The 14,404-nt window shown below is 68.3% G+C and carries 15 protein-coding genes; 11 read left to right on the plus strand and 4 right to left on the minus strand.

Going from position 1 to position 14,404, the window contains the following annotated elements; all coding sequences use genetic code 11:
• Positions 1–26 precede the first annotated feature (26 nt).
• Genes resB through AWC14_RS23870 form a run of 3 tightly spaced genes read left to right on the plus strand, consistent with a single transcriptional unit; the run spans position 27 to position 3,852 of the window.
• Positions 27–1,550 carry a cytochrome c biogenesis protein ResB gene (resB, locus tag AWC14_RS23860; protein WP_142281818.1) on the plus strand — a complete coding sequence of 508 codons (1,524 nt, stop codon included), beginning with the start codon at positions 27–29 and terminating at the stop codon, positions 1,548–1,550.
• Positions 1,547–2,512, plus strand: coding sequence for a c-type cytochrome biogenesis protein CcsB (gene ccsB, locus AWC14_RS23865; protein ID WP_057003075.1), 966 nt, complete (start codon positions 1,547–1,549; stop codon positions 2,510–2,512). Before resB ends, ccsB begins: the two co-directional genes overlap by 4 nt.
• Positions 2,513–2,562: 50 nt before the next feature.
• A complete protein-coding gene (locus AWC14_RS23870; protein ID WP_045383860.1) occupies positions 2,563–3,852 on the plus strand; it encodes a MinD/ParA family ATP-binding protein in 1,290 nt (429 codons plus the stop codon).
• Here the strand turns inward: AWC14_RS23870 and AWC14_RS28410 are convergent.
• The gene (locus AWC14_RS28410; RefSeq protein ID WP_142281813.1) at positions 3,849–4,010 is read right to left on the minus strand and encodes a hypothetical protein; all 162 of its coding nucleotides are present in this window, start codon (positions 4,008–4,010) and stop codon (positions 3,849–3,851) included. The genes AWC14_RS23870 and AWC14_RS28410 overlap by 4 nt on opposite strands.
• 46 nt (positions 4,011–4,056) lie before the next feature.
• On the opposite strand from AWC14_RS28410, the gene AWC14_RS23875 reads away from it, so the two are divergent.
• The 3 genes from AWC14_RS23875 to AWC14_RS23885 all read left to right on the plus strand — a co-directional run bounded on the left by AWC14_RS23875 (position 4,057) and on the right by AWC14_RS23885 (position 5,324).
• On the plus strand, positions 4,057–4,368 hold the full coding sequence (locus AWC14_RS23875) for a DUF4229 domain-containing protein (protein ID WP_045383863.1): 312 nt from the start codon (positions 4,057–4,059) through the stop codon (positions 4,366–4,368).
• Between the two features lie 154 nt (positions 4,369–4,522).
• A complete protein-coding gene (locus AWC14_RS23880; protein ID WP_428839003.1) occupies positions 4,523–4,750 on the plus strand; it encodes a helix-turn-helix domain-containing protein in 228 nt (75 codons plus the stop codon).
• A gap of 4 nt (positions 4,751–4,754) precedes the next feature.
• Complete coding sequence (locus AWC14_RS23885) at positions 4,755–5,324, plus strand: Clp protease N-terminal domain-containing protein (RefSeq protein ID WP_057003076.1); 570 nt, start codon at positions 4,755–4,757, stop codon at positions 5,322–5,324.
• Between the two features lie 3 nt (positions 5,325–5,327).
• On the opposite strand, the gene AWC14_RS23890 is transcribed toward AWC14_RS23885, so the two are convergent.
• The gene (locus tag AWC14_RS23890; RefSeq protein ID WP_045383866.1) at positions 5,328–6,194 is read right to left on the minus strand and encodes a 1,4-dihydroxy-2-naphthoate polyprenyltransferase; all 867 of its coding nucleotides are present in this window, start codon (positions 6,192–6,194) and stop codon (positions 5,328–5,330) included.
• Positions 6,195–6,231: 37 nt separating this feature from the next.
• Between AWC14_RS23890 and AWC14_RS23895 the strand changes: the two genes are divergently transcribed.
• Both AWC14_RS23895 and AWC14_RS23900 read left to right on the plus strand, forming a co-directional pair.
• Complete coding sequence (locus tag AWC14_RS23895; protein ID WP_045383906.1) at positions 6,232–7,008, plus strand: S-methyl-5'-thioadenosine phosphorylase; 777 nt, start codon at positions 6,232–6,234, stop codon at positions 7,006–7,008.
• Complete coding sequence (locus AWC14_RS23900; protein WP_045383869.1) at positions 7,005–8,039, plus strand: NAD-dependent epimerase/dehydratase family protein; 1,035 nt, start codon at positions 7,005–7,007, stop codon at positions 8,037–8,039. The genes AWC14_RS23895 and AWC14_RS23900 overlap by 4 nt, the downstream gene beginning before the upstream one ends.
• Here AWC14_RS23900 and AWC14_RS23905 read toward each other — a convergent pair.
• Positions 8,036–9,472 carry a DUF7937 domain-containing protein gene (locus AWC14_RS23905; RefSeq protein WP_249026343.1) on the minus strand — a complete coding sequence of 479 codons (1,437 nt, stop codon included), beginning with the start codon at positions 9,470–9,472 and terminating at the stop codon, positions 8,036–8,038. The genes AWC14_RS23900 and AWC14_RS23905 overlap by 4 nt on opposite strands.
• Positions 9,473–9,723: 251 nt before the next feature.
• On the opposite strand from AWC14_RS23905, the gene AWC14_RS23910 reads away from it, so the two are divergent.
• The 3 genes from AWC14_RS23910 to AWC14_RS23920 all read left to right on the plus strand — a co-directional run bounded on the left by AWC14_RS23910 (position 9,724) and on the right by AWC14_RS23920 (position 12,902).
• Positions 9,724–11,502, plus strand: coding sequence for a DUF7159 family protein (locus AWC14_RS23910; RefSeq protein WP_057003077.1), 1,779 nt, complete (start codon positions 9,724–9,726; stop codon positions 11,500–11,502).
• Positions 11,503–11,586: 84 nt separating this feature from the next.
• Positions 11,587–12,243 (plus strand): glycosyltransferase family 2 protein, encoded by a 657-nt coding sequence (locus tag AWC14_RS23915; RefSeq protein WP_045385006.1) that lies wholly within the window; start codon positions 11,587–11,589, stop codon positions 12,241–12,243.
• Complete coding sequence (locus tag AWC14_RS23920; RefSeq protein ID WP_045385004.1) at positions 12,240–12,902, plus strand: TIGR04282 family arsenosugar biosynthesis glycosyltransferase; 663 nt, start codon at positions 12,240–12,242, stop codon at positions 12,900–12,902. The genes AWC14_RS23915 and AWC14_RS23920 overlap by 4 nt, the downstream gene beginning before the upstream one ends.
• A gap of 4 nt (positions 12,903–12,906) precedes the next feature.
• Here AWC14_RS23920 and AWC14_RS23925 read toward each other — a convergent pair whose 3' ends face one another.
• Entirely contained in the window at positions 12,907–14,259 is a 1,353-nt protein-coding gene (locus AWC14_RS23925; RefSeq protein ID WP_045385014.1) for a hypothetical protein, read from the minus strand.
• Positions 14,260–14,404 lie beyond the last annotated feature (145 nt).

Consider the following 14,404-nt stretch of genomic DNA (forward strand, 5'->3'; position numbering starts at 1 on the left):
GCAACACCTGGCGGGCGCTGACGTCGATGGGCACCGCGCTGGTGCTGCTGTTCCTGCTGGCGCTCGGCGCGATCCCCGGCGCGCTTTTGCCGCAACGCAGCCTCAACGCCGGCAAGGTCGACGACTACCTGGCCGCCCATCCGGTGATCGGGCCGTGGCTGGACGCGGTGCAGGCGTTCGGCGTGTTCGGCAGCTTCTGGTTCACCGCGATCTACGTGCTGCTGTTCGTCTCGCTGGTCGGCTGCCTGACGCCGCGGATGGTCGAGCACGCGAAAAGCCTGCGCGCCCAACCTGTTGCCGCCCCGCGCAACCTGGCCCGGCTGCCCAAGCACGCAGAGGCCACGATCGCCGCCGACCTCGACGAGCTGGCGACCACGATCACCCACCGGCTGCGCGGCTGGCGCACCGTGACGCGCCGGCACGGCGACACCGTCGAGGTGTCCGCCGAAAAGGGCTATCTGCGCGAATTCGGCAACCTGGCATTCCATTTCGCCCTGCTTGGCCTGCTGCTCGCGGTGGCCGTCGGCAAGATGTTCGGCTACGAGGGCAACGTGATCGTCATCGCCGACGGCGGCCCCGGCTTCTGCTCGGCGTCGCCGGCCGCGTTCGACTCGTTCCGCGCCGGCAACACCGTCGACGGCACCTCGCTGCACCCAATCTGTATCCGCGTCAACAACTTTGACGCGCACTACCTGCCGTCCGGGCAGGCCACGTCGTTCTCGGCCAACATCGACTACCAGACCGGGCGCGATCTGACGACCGACAGCTGGCGGCCCTACCGGCTGGAGGTCAACCACCCGCTGCGCACCGGTGGCGACCGGGTGTATCTGCAGGGCCACGGCTACGCCCCGACGTTCACGGTGACCTTCCCCGACGGGCAGACCCGCGCGTCGACCGTGCAGTGGCGGCCCGACAACCCGCAGACCCTGCTGTCGTCGGGCGTGGCCCGCATCGACCCGCCGGCCGGCAGCTATCCCGACCCCGGCCAGCGTCGCAAACACCAGATCGCCATCCAGGGACTGCTCGCGCCCACCGAGCAACTCGACGGCACATTGCTGTCGTCGAGCTTCCCCGCCCTGAACGCGCCCGCGGTGGCCGTCGACATCTACCAGGGCGACACCGGGCTGGACACCGGCCGGCCGCAGTCGCTGTACACCCTGGATCCCCGGCTGATCGAGCAGCACCGGCTGACGAAGGCCAAGCGGGTCAATCTGCGCGCCGGCGACCAGGTCCGCCTCGACGACGGCACCACCGTGCGCTTCGACGGCGCCGTGCCGTTCGTCAACCTGCAGGTCTCCCACGACCCCGGACAGGTCTGGGTGCTGGTCTCCGCGATCACGATGATGGCCGGGTTGCTGGTGTCCCTGTTGGTGCGACGACGACGGGTCTGGGCGAGGATCGTGCCCGCTGACGACGGTACGGTGAACGTCGAGCTGGGCGGCCTGGCCCGCACCGACAATTCCGGCTGGGGCGACGAATTCGAACGCCTGACCAGCCGCTTGCTGGCCGGGTTCGATGCGGGCGACCGGAGGGAGTTGAGCGTCCGATGAACACCACCCATATCCACCTGGGGTTGGCGCGCACGTCCGATTGGGCGTTCACGTCGGCGGTGGTGGTGCTGGTGGTGGCGCTGCTGCTGCTGGCCGTCGAACTCGCCTACACCCGCAGCCGCCGCCCCGACCGGGAACTGGTCAGCGCCGGAGTTGCCGCCGACAGCGCCACACCCGGCGTCGTGCACGAGGTCCCGCGGCGCCCGTTCGACGAACGTGTCGGGCGGGCCGGCCTGGCGCTGGTCTACGTCGGGATCGCGATGCTGCTGGCGTGCATCGTGCTGCGCGGCCTGGCCACCGCGCGGGTGCCGTGGGGCAACATGTACGAGTTCATCAACCTGACCTGCTTCTGCGGGCTGGTCGCCGGCGCGGTCACCCTGCGCCGCCCGCAATATCGCCCGCTGTGGGTGTTCCTGCTGCTGCCCGTGCTGATCCTGCTGACGGTCTCGGGGCGCTGGCTTTACGCCAACGCAGCGCCGGTGATGCCGGCGCTGCAGTCCTACTGGCTGCCGATACATGTCTCGGTGGTCAGCCTCGGCTCCGGCGTGTTCCTGGTGGCCGGCGTGGCCAGCATCTTGTTCTTGCTGAAAACCTCCCGCCTGGCCGACGCCGACACTCCGGTCGGCCGGATCGTGCAGCGGCTTCCCGATGCGCAAACCCTGGACCGCATCGCCTACCGGACGACCATCTTCGGCTTCCCGGTCTTCGGCTTCGGGGTGATATTCGGCGCCATCTGGGCCGAGGAAGCGTGGGGCCGCTACTGGGGCTGGGACCCCAAGGAAACTGTGGCGTTCATCGCCTGGGTGGTGTACGCCGCTTACCTGCATGCCAGGTCGACGGCGGGCTGGCGCGACCGCAAAGCCGCCTGGATCAACGTGGTCGGCTTCGTGGCCATGGTCTTCAATCTGTTCTTCGTTAACCTGGTGACTGTGGGCCTGCATTCATATGCGGGTGTGGGCTGACCAGGGCGATCGTTCATCGACAAACGACCCGAGTACTGCAACGAGGGGAAGTGCACGTGTCTGAGCATCCGGGCCAGGGAGCTGGGGCGTCTCGCGGTCCTGAAGACCATCCGACGACGGAACTGCCGCCACAGCCGCACCCCGGTGAGCCGGACGCCAGGACCAGCAACGCCGAGACCAAGGCGTTCGCCGGGTTCCGCACCGAACGCCGCTTCGCCGAGAACGAGACCGTCGGCGGGCTGGCGCCGCCCACCCGCGTCGAGCCGCGTGCCTGGGCGGCCACCCCGGCCAAGGGACTGCCGCGAGTCGTCGACTCGCCGCCATACGGCACCGGTTTCTACGGCGCACAGCGAGCGGACGCGCCCTATCGCCAGGGTGCGGTGCACCACCCGCCGTCGCCGTACCCGGAACTGTCCACCAGCACCCTGTTGCGGCAGGTCAAACCGCCGCCGTCGGAGGGCTGGCGCAAATGGCTCTACATCCTGTCCGGCCAGCTGATCAACGTCGGCGAAAGCCCGCGGGTCAACCGCTACAACGACCTGATCATGCAGGCCAACCGACCGCTGCGGGGCTGCTACCGGATTGCGATGCTGTCGCTGAAGGGCGGGGTCGGCAAGACCACGATCACCGCCACGCTGGGCGCCACCTTCGCGTCCATCCGCGGCGATCGGGTGATCGCCGTCGACGCCAACCCCGACCGCGGCACGCTGAGCCAGAAGGTGCCGTTGGAGACGCCGGCCACCGTGCGGCATTTGCTGCGCGACGCCGAGGGCATCCAGCGCTACAGCGACGTGCGCAGCTACACCTCGCAGGGCCCGAGCCGGCTGGAGGTGCTGGCCTCCGAAAGCGACCCGGCGATGTCCGACGCGTTCAGCGCCGAGGACTACACCCGCACGCTGGAAATCCTGGAGCGCTATTACGGCCTGGTGCTCACCGACTGCGGCACCGGGTTGCTGCACTCGGCGATGTCGGCGGTGCTGGCCAAGGCCGACACGCTGGTGGTGGTCAGCTCGGGATCGATCGACGGCGCCCGCAGCGCGTCGGCGACGCTGGACTGGCTGGACGCGCACGGCCACGAGGATCAGGTGCGCAATTCGATCGCGGTGATCAACGCGGTGCGGCCGCGCTCAGGCAAGGTCGACATGCAAAAGGTCGTCGATCACTTCTCGCGGCGCTGCCGCGCCGTGCGGTTGATCCCGTTCGACCCGCATCTGGAGGAGGGCGCGGAAATCAGCCTGGAGCGGTTGAAGCGCGAGACACGAGAAGCGCTGATCGAGTTGGCAGCCGTTGTGGCCGACGGGTTTCCGAGCGACGACCGGCGCAACACCGGCTTTATCTAACGCGGGTTGTTATCGCCGCGGCCTAGCCGCCACAGGAACTCCGGATCGTCGTCTGGTCCGATGACGCGAGTCTTCGGGCGGTTCATCTGCGAACGCGCGGCCCGCCAGCCAAGATAGATCAGCGTCCCCAAAACCAAGACGAGGAGCAGGTAGAGCACTCGACACCTCCTGCGTCCGAATATACGCGCACCGTAGGCTCACACCGTGCCGGTTGGTCGAAGCCCCGCTGGTCGCGCCGCGGTCGACGTTCTGCTCTACGGGGCGGCCCGGCTTACTCTTGCGGTCGCCCTGACTGCCGCGATCTACGGGGTGGCGCGGCTGCTCGGGGTGCGGGAGTTTCCCATTGTTGTCGCCGCCTTGTTCGCATTGGTCATCGCGATGCCGCTTGGCATCTGGTTGTTCAGCCCGCTGCGCCGCCGCGCCACCGCCGGGATCGAGGCGGCCACCGAGCGACGACGCCGCGACCGCGAGCAACTGCGAGCCCGGCTGCGCGGCGAGACTCCGCCGGAGGACTGACGCGCGCCTCGGCGTCGAGTGTGCGTCCTGGGCGACGACACGCCGATGAGCTGCGCCGTGAGCGCACACTCGAAAACCTGAATGCACACTCGGTCCATCCAGGGGCCGTCAACATTGCTTGACGGCATGGCGGTGTCAACCTATATTGACAACCGTGAGTGACACCGCTGATCTGTCGTCGATCCCGACCGCCGACGTGGCAGCCAGCGCCGACCCGGCCGTCGGATTACGGGCCGTGCGAGCGCTGCAGCGACTGCAGGAGCGGTTGGAGGCCATCCACGTCGCGAATGCCCGTGAGCAGGGCTGGAGTTGGCAGGCCATCGCCGAAGCACTCGGGGTGAGCCGGCAGGCCGTGCACCAGAAGTACAACCGGAGGAGATGACCTAATGGTTTTCGAGCGGTTCACCCGCGATGCGCGAGTCGCAATGGTTTTCGCCCACGAGGAGGCGCGCGAGCTCGGAGATAGCGAAATCGGTACGCAGCACCTACTTCTCGGACTCCTGCAAGCCGCGCGGGATGACCTGTCGGCGGTGCTGAGCGGCTACGGCGTGACCGCCGATGTGGTGCGTGCCCGGCTGGTCGAGACGTCGTCGACGTCCGGGGCGTCGTTCGACGAGGACGCCGAAGCTTTGCGTGCCATCGGCATCGACCTGCAGGCCGTTCGCGACAGCGTCGCCCGCACCTTCGGAGCCGACGCATTCGACCACGCTCTGTCCCGATCCGGTCGGCGCCGACGCCGCCGCGGTCACGTTCCGTTCACCCGCGCGGCGAAGAAAGCGGTGGAGCTCGCACTACGAGAAGCCTTGGCGCACAAGGACAGAGAGATCCGCTGCGAGCATCTGCTGCTGGGATTGCTGCGGGGCGGCGACAGGGCGGCGATCGATCTGATCACCGAACACGTCTACACCGCGCAACTACGAGCCGCCGTCGTCGCGCTGCTCGACAAAGTGGCCTGACCGTCACACCGCCAGAGCTACCGCCACCGCGATCGACCACACCAGCATCGTCAGCCCGGTGTCCCGCAGCACTGGGATCAACTCGGGGCCTGTGCAGCCGGACCGCACCGGCCGCGCACCGCGCAGCGCCAAGGGCGTTGCCACCAATCCCGCGGCGCACCACGGCGTCGCCAACATGAGTAGCAGTGTCAGCACTGCGGCGAGTGCCAGCAGGCCCTGGTACAAAAACCGCGTCCGTGCATCACCCAGCCGTACCGCCAGCGTGATCTTGCCGGACTGCGCGTCGGTCGGGATGTCGCGAAGGTTGTTGGCCACCAACACCGCCGACGACAGCGCACCCGTCGCCACCGCCAGCACCAGGCCCACCCAGTCCACCCGCAAAGCCTGCGTGTATTGGGTGCCCAGCACGGCGATCAGGCCGAAGTAGACGAACACCGCCAGTTCACCAAAACCCGCATACCCGTAGGGTTTTGACCCACCGGTGTACAGCCAGGCCCCGGCGATGCACCCCGCGCCGACGGCGATAAGCCACGGCGCGCTGGTCAAGGCCAATGCCAGCCCGGCCGCCGCGCCGACGCTCAGGCTCACCACGGCCACCGTCAGAACCGAGCGCGGGGTGGCCAGTCGCGAACCCACCAGCCGCACCGGGCCGGCCCGGTCGTCGTCGGTGCCCCGGATGCCGTCGGAGTAGTCGTTGGCGAAGTTGACACCGACGATGAACGCGCATGCCACCGACAGCGCCAGCAGCGCCTTCCACCAGACGGCGGCGTGCATCCAGGCCGCGGCGCCGGTGCCCGCGATGACCGGCGCCACCGCATTGGGCAACGTGCGCGGCCGGGCCCCGGCGATCCACTGCTGAAAGCTAGCCATGGCTCGATCGTTCCATGCGCTGTACCAGAATGAACGAATGCTCGGAGTGATCGGCGGCAGCGGCTTCTACACCTTTTTCGGGGCGGACGCGCGCACCATCAACCTGGACACCCCGTTCGGCGAGCCGAGCGCCCCGGTGACGGTCGGCGTCGTCGGCGAGCATGAGGTCGCCTTTCTGCCCCGTCATGGCGCTCAGCATCAGTATTCGGCGCACACTGTTCCGTACCGGGCCAACATGTGGGCGCTGCGCGCGTTGGGCGTGCGCCGGGTGTTCGGGCCGTGCGCGGTCGGCAGCCTGACGCCCGATCTCGGGCCCGGCTCGATTGTGGTGCCCGACCAGCTGGTGGATCGCACCCACGGCCGCGCCGACACCTACTTCGAATCCGGCGGGGCGCACGCCGCCTTTGCCGATCCGTACTGCCCGGCTTTGCGGGCCGCGGTCACCGGCCTGCCCGGCGTGGTCGACGGCGGCACCATGGTGGTGATCCAGGGCCCGCGGTTTTCCACCCGTGCGGAAAGCCAGTGGTACGCCGCCGCCGGGTTCAGGCTGATCAACATGACCGGTTATCCCGAAGCGGTACTCGCTCGCGAACTCGACATGTGTTATGCCTCAATCGCTTTGGTGACCGACCTGGACGCCGGGATCGAGGCGGGGACGGGAGTGACGGCCGTCGACGTGTTCGGCGAATTCGAGAAGAACATCGAGCCGTTCAAAAAGCTGGTGCACGAGGCGATCGGCCAGGTTGCCGCCGAGCACACCTGTACCGACTGCCAGTCACACACCGGCGTCAGCTTGCCGTTCGACCTGCCGTGAGGGTGCTGCTGACCGGCGCGGCCGGCTTCATCGGCGCGCGAGTACACGCCGCGTTGCAAGCCGCGGGGCACGAGGTCGTTGCCGTCGACGCCCTGCTGCCCGCCGCGCACGGCCCAGATGCGCCGATGCCACCCGGATGCCAACGCGTGGACGTCCGCGACGCCGACGCGCTGGCCCCGCTGTTGGCCGGAGTGGACCTGGTCTGTCATCAGGCCGCCGTCGTCGGCGCCGGCGTGAACGCCGCCGACGCCCCGGCGTACGGCAGCCACAACGACTTTGGCACCGCCGTGTTGCTGGCGCAGATGTTTGCCACCGGTGTGCGACGGCTGGTGCTGGCGTCGTCGATGGTGGTCTACGGGCAGGGCCGCTACCGCTGCGCCGAGCACGGGCCGGTCGACCCGGAGCCACGACGCCGGGCCGACCTGGATGCCGGGGTTTTCGAGCATCGTTGCCCGCGCTGTGGTCGTGAGGTGGCCTGGCAGCTGGTCGACGAGGACACTCCGCTGCGGCCCCGCAGCCTGTACGCGGCCAGCAAGGCCGCGCAGGAGCATTACGCGCTGGCGTGGTCGGAGTCGACCGGCGGCTCGGTGGTCGCGCTGCGCTACCACAACGTCTACGGCCCGGGCATGCCGCGCGACACGCCATATTCGGGGGTGGCCGCCATTTTCCGGTCGGCGCTCGAAAAGGGTAAGCCGCCACCGGTTTTCGAGGACGGCGGCCAAATGCGTGATTTCGTGCACGTCGACGACGTGGCGGCCGCCAACGTGGCCGCCATGGCCTTCGACGGGCAGGGCTTTGTCGCCGCGAATGTCTGTTCGGACCAGCCTATTTCGATCCTGGAGGTCGCGACGGCGCTCTGCGACGCGCGCGATGGGGGTGTGTCGCCGGTCGTCACCGGCCAGTATCGCAGTGGCGACGTGCGCCATATCGTCGCCGATCCGGCCCGGGCCGCCCAGATTTTGGGCTTCCGCGCGGCCGTCGACCCGCAGCAAGGGCTGCGTGAATTCGCGTCGGCGCCGCTGCGCGGTTAGCGTTGCCCGGGCCGGTAGATCTTGGGCGGGCGGGACAGGCGCTGCGTGGGAGCGTTGTCGCCACGAAAGATTCGCGGTCGGCCGGTGGCCGGGCGGGCCGTCTCGGGTTCCGTTGGGGCAGTGCGTTGTTGAGCCACTCGACCCGTGGCGATGACGACGGCGAGGATACACAGGGTCAGGCAGCACAATACGACGTCGAACGTGCTGGTGATCTGCTGAGCGAGGTCGTTGCCGTAAACCGGATTGCTCAGCCAAGAAGGCGAACTCGCATATCGCGGAGCCAATGCGACGCCTATCACGATGCGGGAAACGCTGAGCACAAAGAGAACTCCGCACAGCGACGAGATCACGGGCCGGGGAAGTGACAGGTTGGCAAGGTTGAGGTACAGCCACACCGCAAGCACGGCGGTCACCAGATCGAACGCGGCCATCGCCGCGCTGTCGTACGCCGAGTACGGCAGGTTCAAGCTGACCGAGACGGCGATGTCGGTGATGCGCATCAGCACTGATCCGGCACACCATACGATGATGAGCAGCAAGCCTTTTCGTGCTGCCGGACGCCACAGGCTCTCGGGGATGTGCTCCGTCGTCGCGATGCGCAGCAAGGTCAGCGGCGCGAACACCGCGGCGGCTGCCGCCCACACCAGATAGCCCGCGAACCCGACACCGGCCGTGGAGGTGTTCTGCGCGATGCCGTGGAATGCGTCGATCTCGCGGCCGATAGGCAAGATCCAGACGATGATTCCGGCGAGCAGGGTGGACGCTCCGAGCCCGATGGTTGCGAGTCGAGATACCCTGCTGCGCTGAAGAATCCATCGCGACGCGACCACGACGGCAACCAGAGCAACAACGCCGTACACGACCGCGGTGGCGATGATCCCGACATTCTGCTTGCCAAAGCCAGACGAACCGGTAGGCAGCGCGGCCTTTATCCGCCAGAACAAGTTGAACACCACGGCGAGCAATGCCCCGACGACCGACGCGTATCCGAAGACGCGGGCAGAGCGCAGCCACCTTCGGAACCTGTCCTTATCGGCGGCCGTCGCACTGATCAGGGGTTGAGCGCTCAACAACGAACCGGCGATTCCGAGCCATGCGCCCGGCCCGACGCCGCCCGGCACGTTGGCAGTTCCGCCGTACCGCACCGTCTGGACCGCATCGAACACCACAAACCCCAGCACCAATAGCAGGTACGGGATGTTGAATACGGCACGCAGCCGACCGGCCAGCGGATCCATGCGCCACGAGCCCGCGACTGATGCCAGCGAAAGCACTGTCACGACAAGCAGTACCGTGAACAGTCCACCACGGCTAGCCGGCACCCCGACGCCGAAATAAAGATTCCACGGCAAAGCGAGCGCGACGAGCAACAAAGCCGCCGCGACCACGTCGCGACCGATGTTCCAGCGCTGAATGGTCTTGCGAGTCACCACGGGTCGCGATGGCTGATCGTCGTTCCGCGGGACAGCGCCGAGGCGGACGGTACTTGTGTCGTCGCTGCTGTCGCTCACCAGTTTCCCCTCGCGATATGACAGGGTGCGCGCTTCGTGGTCGGTCGTCACCAGTGTGGCCTGTGCCGGCCAGTTCCGGCACGGGGCGCGCTTCCGTAGGCTGGGTCTGCATTATTCGCTGACCCGGTGTCGGCCCAATAGCTGATACTGCAGTGTCAGAGAGGAGAGCCGCGATGGACGTAACTCTGGGCGTCGCGGTCAGCGGTCCGGTTGCCCGTCTGGCGCTGGTCGGCTCGGGACCCGACGGCGACGCCCTGATCGACGAATCGGTCGTCGACCTGGGCTCCGAGGCGGTCGACAAACTGACCGAGACGGTGGTCGGCACCCATCGGCTGCTGGCCGCAGAAGACCACCGGCTGGTCGGCACTCGGTTGTGCTGGTCGGATCAGCAGCAAGCCGACGAGCTGCGGCGGGCGCTGGACGACTCTGGCGTCGAGAACGTCGCCGTGCTGCCGGAGTCAGAGGCGGCGACTTCGCTGATCGCCAGCCCGGGCGCCACCGCGACTCTGCCCGCGGGCGCGGCCGACGACCCTTATCTCACGGTCGCGTGGGGGGCGGCGATGGCCGCGGGGCCGGCGACCCAAGCAGCCATGCCCGCGCAGGAGGCGACGATGGCTGCTCCCGCGGCGGCCATGACCGATGCGGCGATTCCGGTCGAAGACCCGACGATGAACGAGCCGGTGGCAGAAGTGCCAGAGGCGGAGCACCAGCTGGCGTACTCGATGGCCGACGACGGTTCCGAGCTGCTGCCGATGGAGTACGACGGCGACGACGAGGACTATGACGAGACAGCGGTCGTCGCTCAGCCGGTCGGACGGGCGTTGCTGGTGGGTAGCACCGTGGGCGGGATCGTGGTCGCAGGGTGTGCCGCGTTGGCCGTCGCAGTGACGATCGGTGTTCGCCCGAGTGCCGCCAGCCAACCGCAGCCTCCACCCGTGCAACAGCCGCAGCAGCAACAGAAGCCCGTGCCGGGAAACTTCATGCCGGTGCTGCCGTCACCCAACGCGAGCCCGCAAGTGCAGGCTCCGGCGGTCAGCAATCCGGGCTCGCCGCAAGGCGTTTCGGGTCCGGGGCCGCAGCAGGCGCCCAGCGCGCCGCCGGCTGCTCCTCCGCCCGTCGAGCAGGCACCCCCACCGCCCGCCCCGGCTGCGCCGTCGGCGCCGGGCTTCAACCCGGTGCCGATTCCGATACCTATTCCGCTGCCGATCAATGTGCCCAGTGGGCCTCTGCCGGGCACCAATCCCGGAACAAACCCAGGCACGAATCCTGGGACGAACCCGGGAACCAATCCTGGTACGAATCCGGGGACGAACCCCGGCACTAATCCTGGGACGAATCCGGGGACGAATCCGGGGACGAACCCGGGGACGAATCCTGGGACGAACCCCGGGACGAACCCCGGTACTAATCCTGGGACGAACCCCGGTACTAATCCGGGGACGAACCCCGGTACTAATCCGGGCACCAACCCTGGGACGAACCCAGGGACGAATCCTGGAACTAATCCGGGGACGAATCCCGGGACGAACCCTGGAACTAACCCAGGCACCAATCCCGGTACCAATCCGGGAACGAACCCGGGTGGCAGCGGGAGTGGCGGCACCGGCACCGGCGGTTCAGGGTCGGGCAGCAGTGGCTCGAGCGGCACCGGGTCCGGTGGCACAGGCGGCTCGGGGAGCACAGGCGGCGGCAGCGGGTCCGGCAACACCGGTGGCGGTGGCTCTGGTTCGGGTGGGACGAGCTCCGGCGGGTCCGGCAACCCTGGCTCTGGCGGCGGCTTCGGCTCCGGCGGTAGCGGTTCCGGTAGCAGTGGCGGTGGCGGGTCAGGCGGCTTCGGGTCCGGTGGGTCCGGCTCCAGCAGCGGAGGTTCCGGCAGCAGTGGCATCGGTGGCGGCTCTAGCTCCGCCGGCGGCGGATTCGGCGGCGGCGGGTTCGGCGGCTTCGGCCACTGAAACGCGAAAGCTGTTGTCGGTCGGCCCAGTCCTGCTCACCGACCCCATGCGCTCAGGGTGCGACAAGCCTTAAGGTCAGACGACATGCCTGACGGTCCGGTCACGGTGGTGCTGCCCTGTATGAACGAGGCGGAGTCGCTGCCGAACGTGCTGGCGGCCATCCCGGCCGGCTACCAGGCACTCGTGGTCGACAACAACAGCACCGACGACACCGCCGAGGTGGCCCGCCGCCACGGCGCCACCGTGGTCGCCGAGCCGCGACCGGGATATGGATCCGCCGTCCACGCCGGAGTGCTGGCGGCGACGACGCCGATTGTGGCGGTCATCGACGCCGACGGCTCCCTGGATCCCGCCGACCTGCCTCGATTGGTCGCCGGCCTCGACAATGGCGCCGACCTCGCGGTCGGGCGGCGACGACCGGTGCCCGGATTGCACTGGCCGTGGGTCGCGCGGCTGGGCAGTGTGATGATGAGCTGGCGGCTGCGCACCCGGCACGGCTTGCCGGTGCATGACATCGCGCCCATGCGGGTGTTTCGCCGCGACGCCCTGCTGAGCCTGGGCATCACGGACCGCCGGTCGGGCTATCCGCTGGAATTGTTGGTGCGGGCAGCCGCTGCCGGCTGGCGTGTCGTCGAACACGACGTCGCTTACGGCCCGCGCACCGGCGGGAAATCGAAGGTGAGCGGATCACTGCGGGGCAGCGTGATCGCGATCCTCGACTTCTGGAAGGCCATCTCGTGAGCGTCGTGCCGGTGACGCTGCTGGTGGTTGCCAAAGCGCCGGTGCCGGGCTGGGCCAAGACCCGGCTGGCTGCGACGGTCGGTGACCAGGTCGCTGCCGAGTTCGCTGCCGCCGCACTGCTCGACACCCTTGATGCCGTGGCCGCTGCACCTGTCGTCGCACGGGTGGTGGCGTTCACCGGTGAGCTCGAAAAGGCCGTCGACGCCGACGAGATCCGAAGCCGGCTCACGTCCTTCACCGTTATTCCTCAGCGCGGCAACAGTTTTGCAGACCGCTTGGCCAATGCGCACGCGGATGCGGCCGACGGCTATCCGGTCTTGCAGATCGGGATGGACACCCCTCAGGTGAGCGCCGAGTTGCTGGTCGACTGCGGGAGACAGCTGTGCGAATCGCCGGCTGTGCTCGGTTTCGCCCACGACGGCGGCTGGTGGGCATTGGGGGTGCGCACACCGGAGAGCGCCGCGTGTCTGCGCGACGTTCCCATGTCGCAGCCGAACACAGGGATACTCACGTTGAAAGCATTGAATTCCAACGGAATTAAGGTCGCACTGTTAGAGGAGCTGGCCGATTTCGACGTCATCGACGACGTGCCCGTGGTACGAGAAAGCTGCCAGGTGAGCAGCCGGTTCGCCCGCGCCACCCGCGCGGCGGGGCTGTAGGCCCCTACCAGTTCGTGTAGATCAGGCTGTTCACCACCAGCGCGCCAATAACATTGAGCGTCAACCACAATAGGCGTGACTGCGGCGGTAGCAGCGTGGGGGCGGCGGTCAGCCAGACGGTGAACGGCAGCCAGATCCGCTCTGTCTCGGCTTTGCTGAGCATGCTCAGGTCGGCGCAGAGGATCGCTATCAATACCGCCAGCATCAGCAGATGTATGCCGGACCGTCGACGGATCGCGGCCCCGTCCAGCACCCGACCGAGCCCCGCAATGCTGCCCAAGCCTGTCGCGCAGGCGGCCGCAGCCAGATTGGCCCAGCTCCAGTAGTCGAACGGTCGATCGCCGGCGAGGCCCTGCCAATAGCGTTGCTGGACAAGGGTATAGCCGTCGAACCACCAGAAACCGGCGGCCGCGAACGCGATGACCACCGCCACCGCCGCCAGCACGGCTGGTCCCAGAGCCCGCAGCGCGGGTCGCCAATCGCTAGCGCACACCAGGACCGCCAACGCCGGCAGCGCCATCAGCGTCAGCCCGTAGTTGAGGAAGAGCGCCCAGCCGAGCAGCAGGCCCGACGCAGCCGCTACCAGGCGGGGGCGTCGCACCCCGCCGTGCACCGCGACGGCCAACACCGCGATGCCCCAGGCCGCGACCCCGGCGAAGTATCCGTCCGCAGAGACGGCGATCCAGATTGCGGTCGGTGCCACCGCGACGAACGGTGCGGCTCGGCGCGCGGTTGCCTCGTCCGCGACGACTCGCAGCGTGACCAAGATCGCGGCGGCCGCGCTGGAGCCGACCAAAAGACACAGCAGGCCGGCCCACGCGCCGCCGCTCAAGCCGATGCGGTCCAGCCAGACGAACGTCAGCAGCGCGCCCGGGGGGTGACCCGACACATGGGTGGTCCACGAATGTGGTTGGAAATCAAGGATTCGGCTGGAAAAGGTGCGCACGGCCCGCGGGATATCGGTGATGCCGGGAACTTCGTGCAAGTACTCGTCTTTGGTGGTCAGCCGGCCGGCGAAGCCGCGCCGCCAGCCGTCGATCATCGCCAGGGAAAACGCCCACGCGCAGGCGGTCGCCCAGGTCGCCCACGTCAGGAGCCGCCATCGCAGTCGCTGGGCGACTAGCGGTCCCCAGATCACCGCGGCCAGCCCGATCACGATGGCCGGGATGGTGCCCCAGCCGACATGGGTCTCGAACCATCCGAACAGCGGCGCGGCGCCGGCGTGCGAGCCGAAGCGATCGGGCGCTGAATGACGCCGCGACACGATGCCCAAATGCAGCCGCGGCAACACGAATGCGGCCGCAACCAGGACGAACCCGACTGCGGCCGCGACTGCCTCCCTGCGACCGATCTTCACCACCGGCCAGCCTATTGGCCCGGCGCCGCACGAGGGTCAGACATTTGCGTCGGTGAAGCTTCTTCACCGACGCGCTGACGCTCCAGGGCAAGGTGGGTGCGACTCAACATTGCGTCCTGACGGTGGGCGGCAGCAAGCTGGGCGT

Origin of the sequence: Mycobacterium kyorinense (genome assembly GCF_002101735.1) — a bacterium.
Classification (GTDB): Bacteria; Actinomycetota; Actinomycetes; order Mycobacteriales; family Mycobacteriaceae; genus Mycobacterium; species Mycobacterium kyorinense.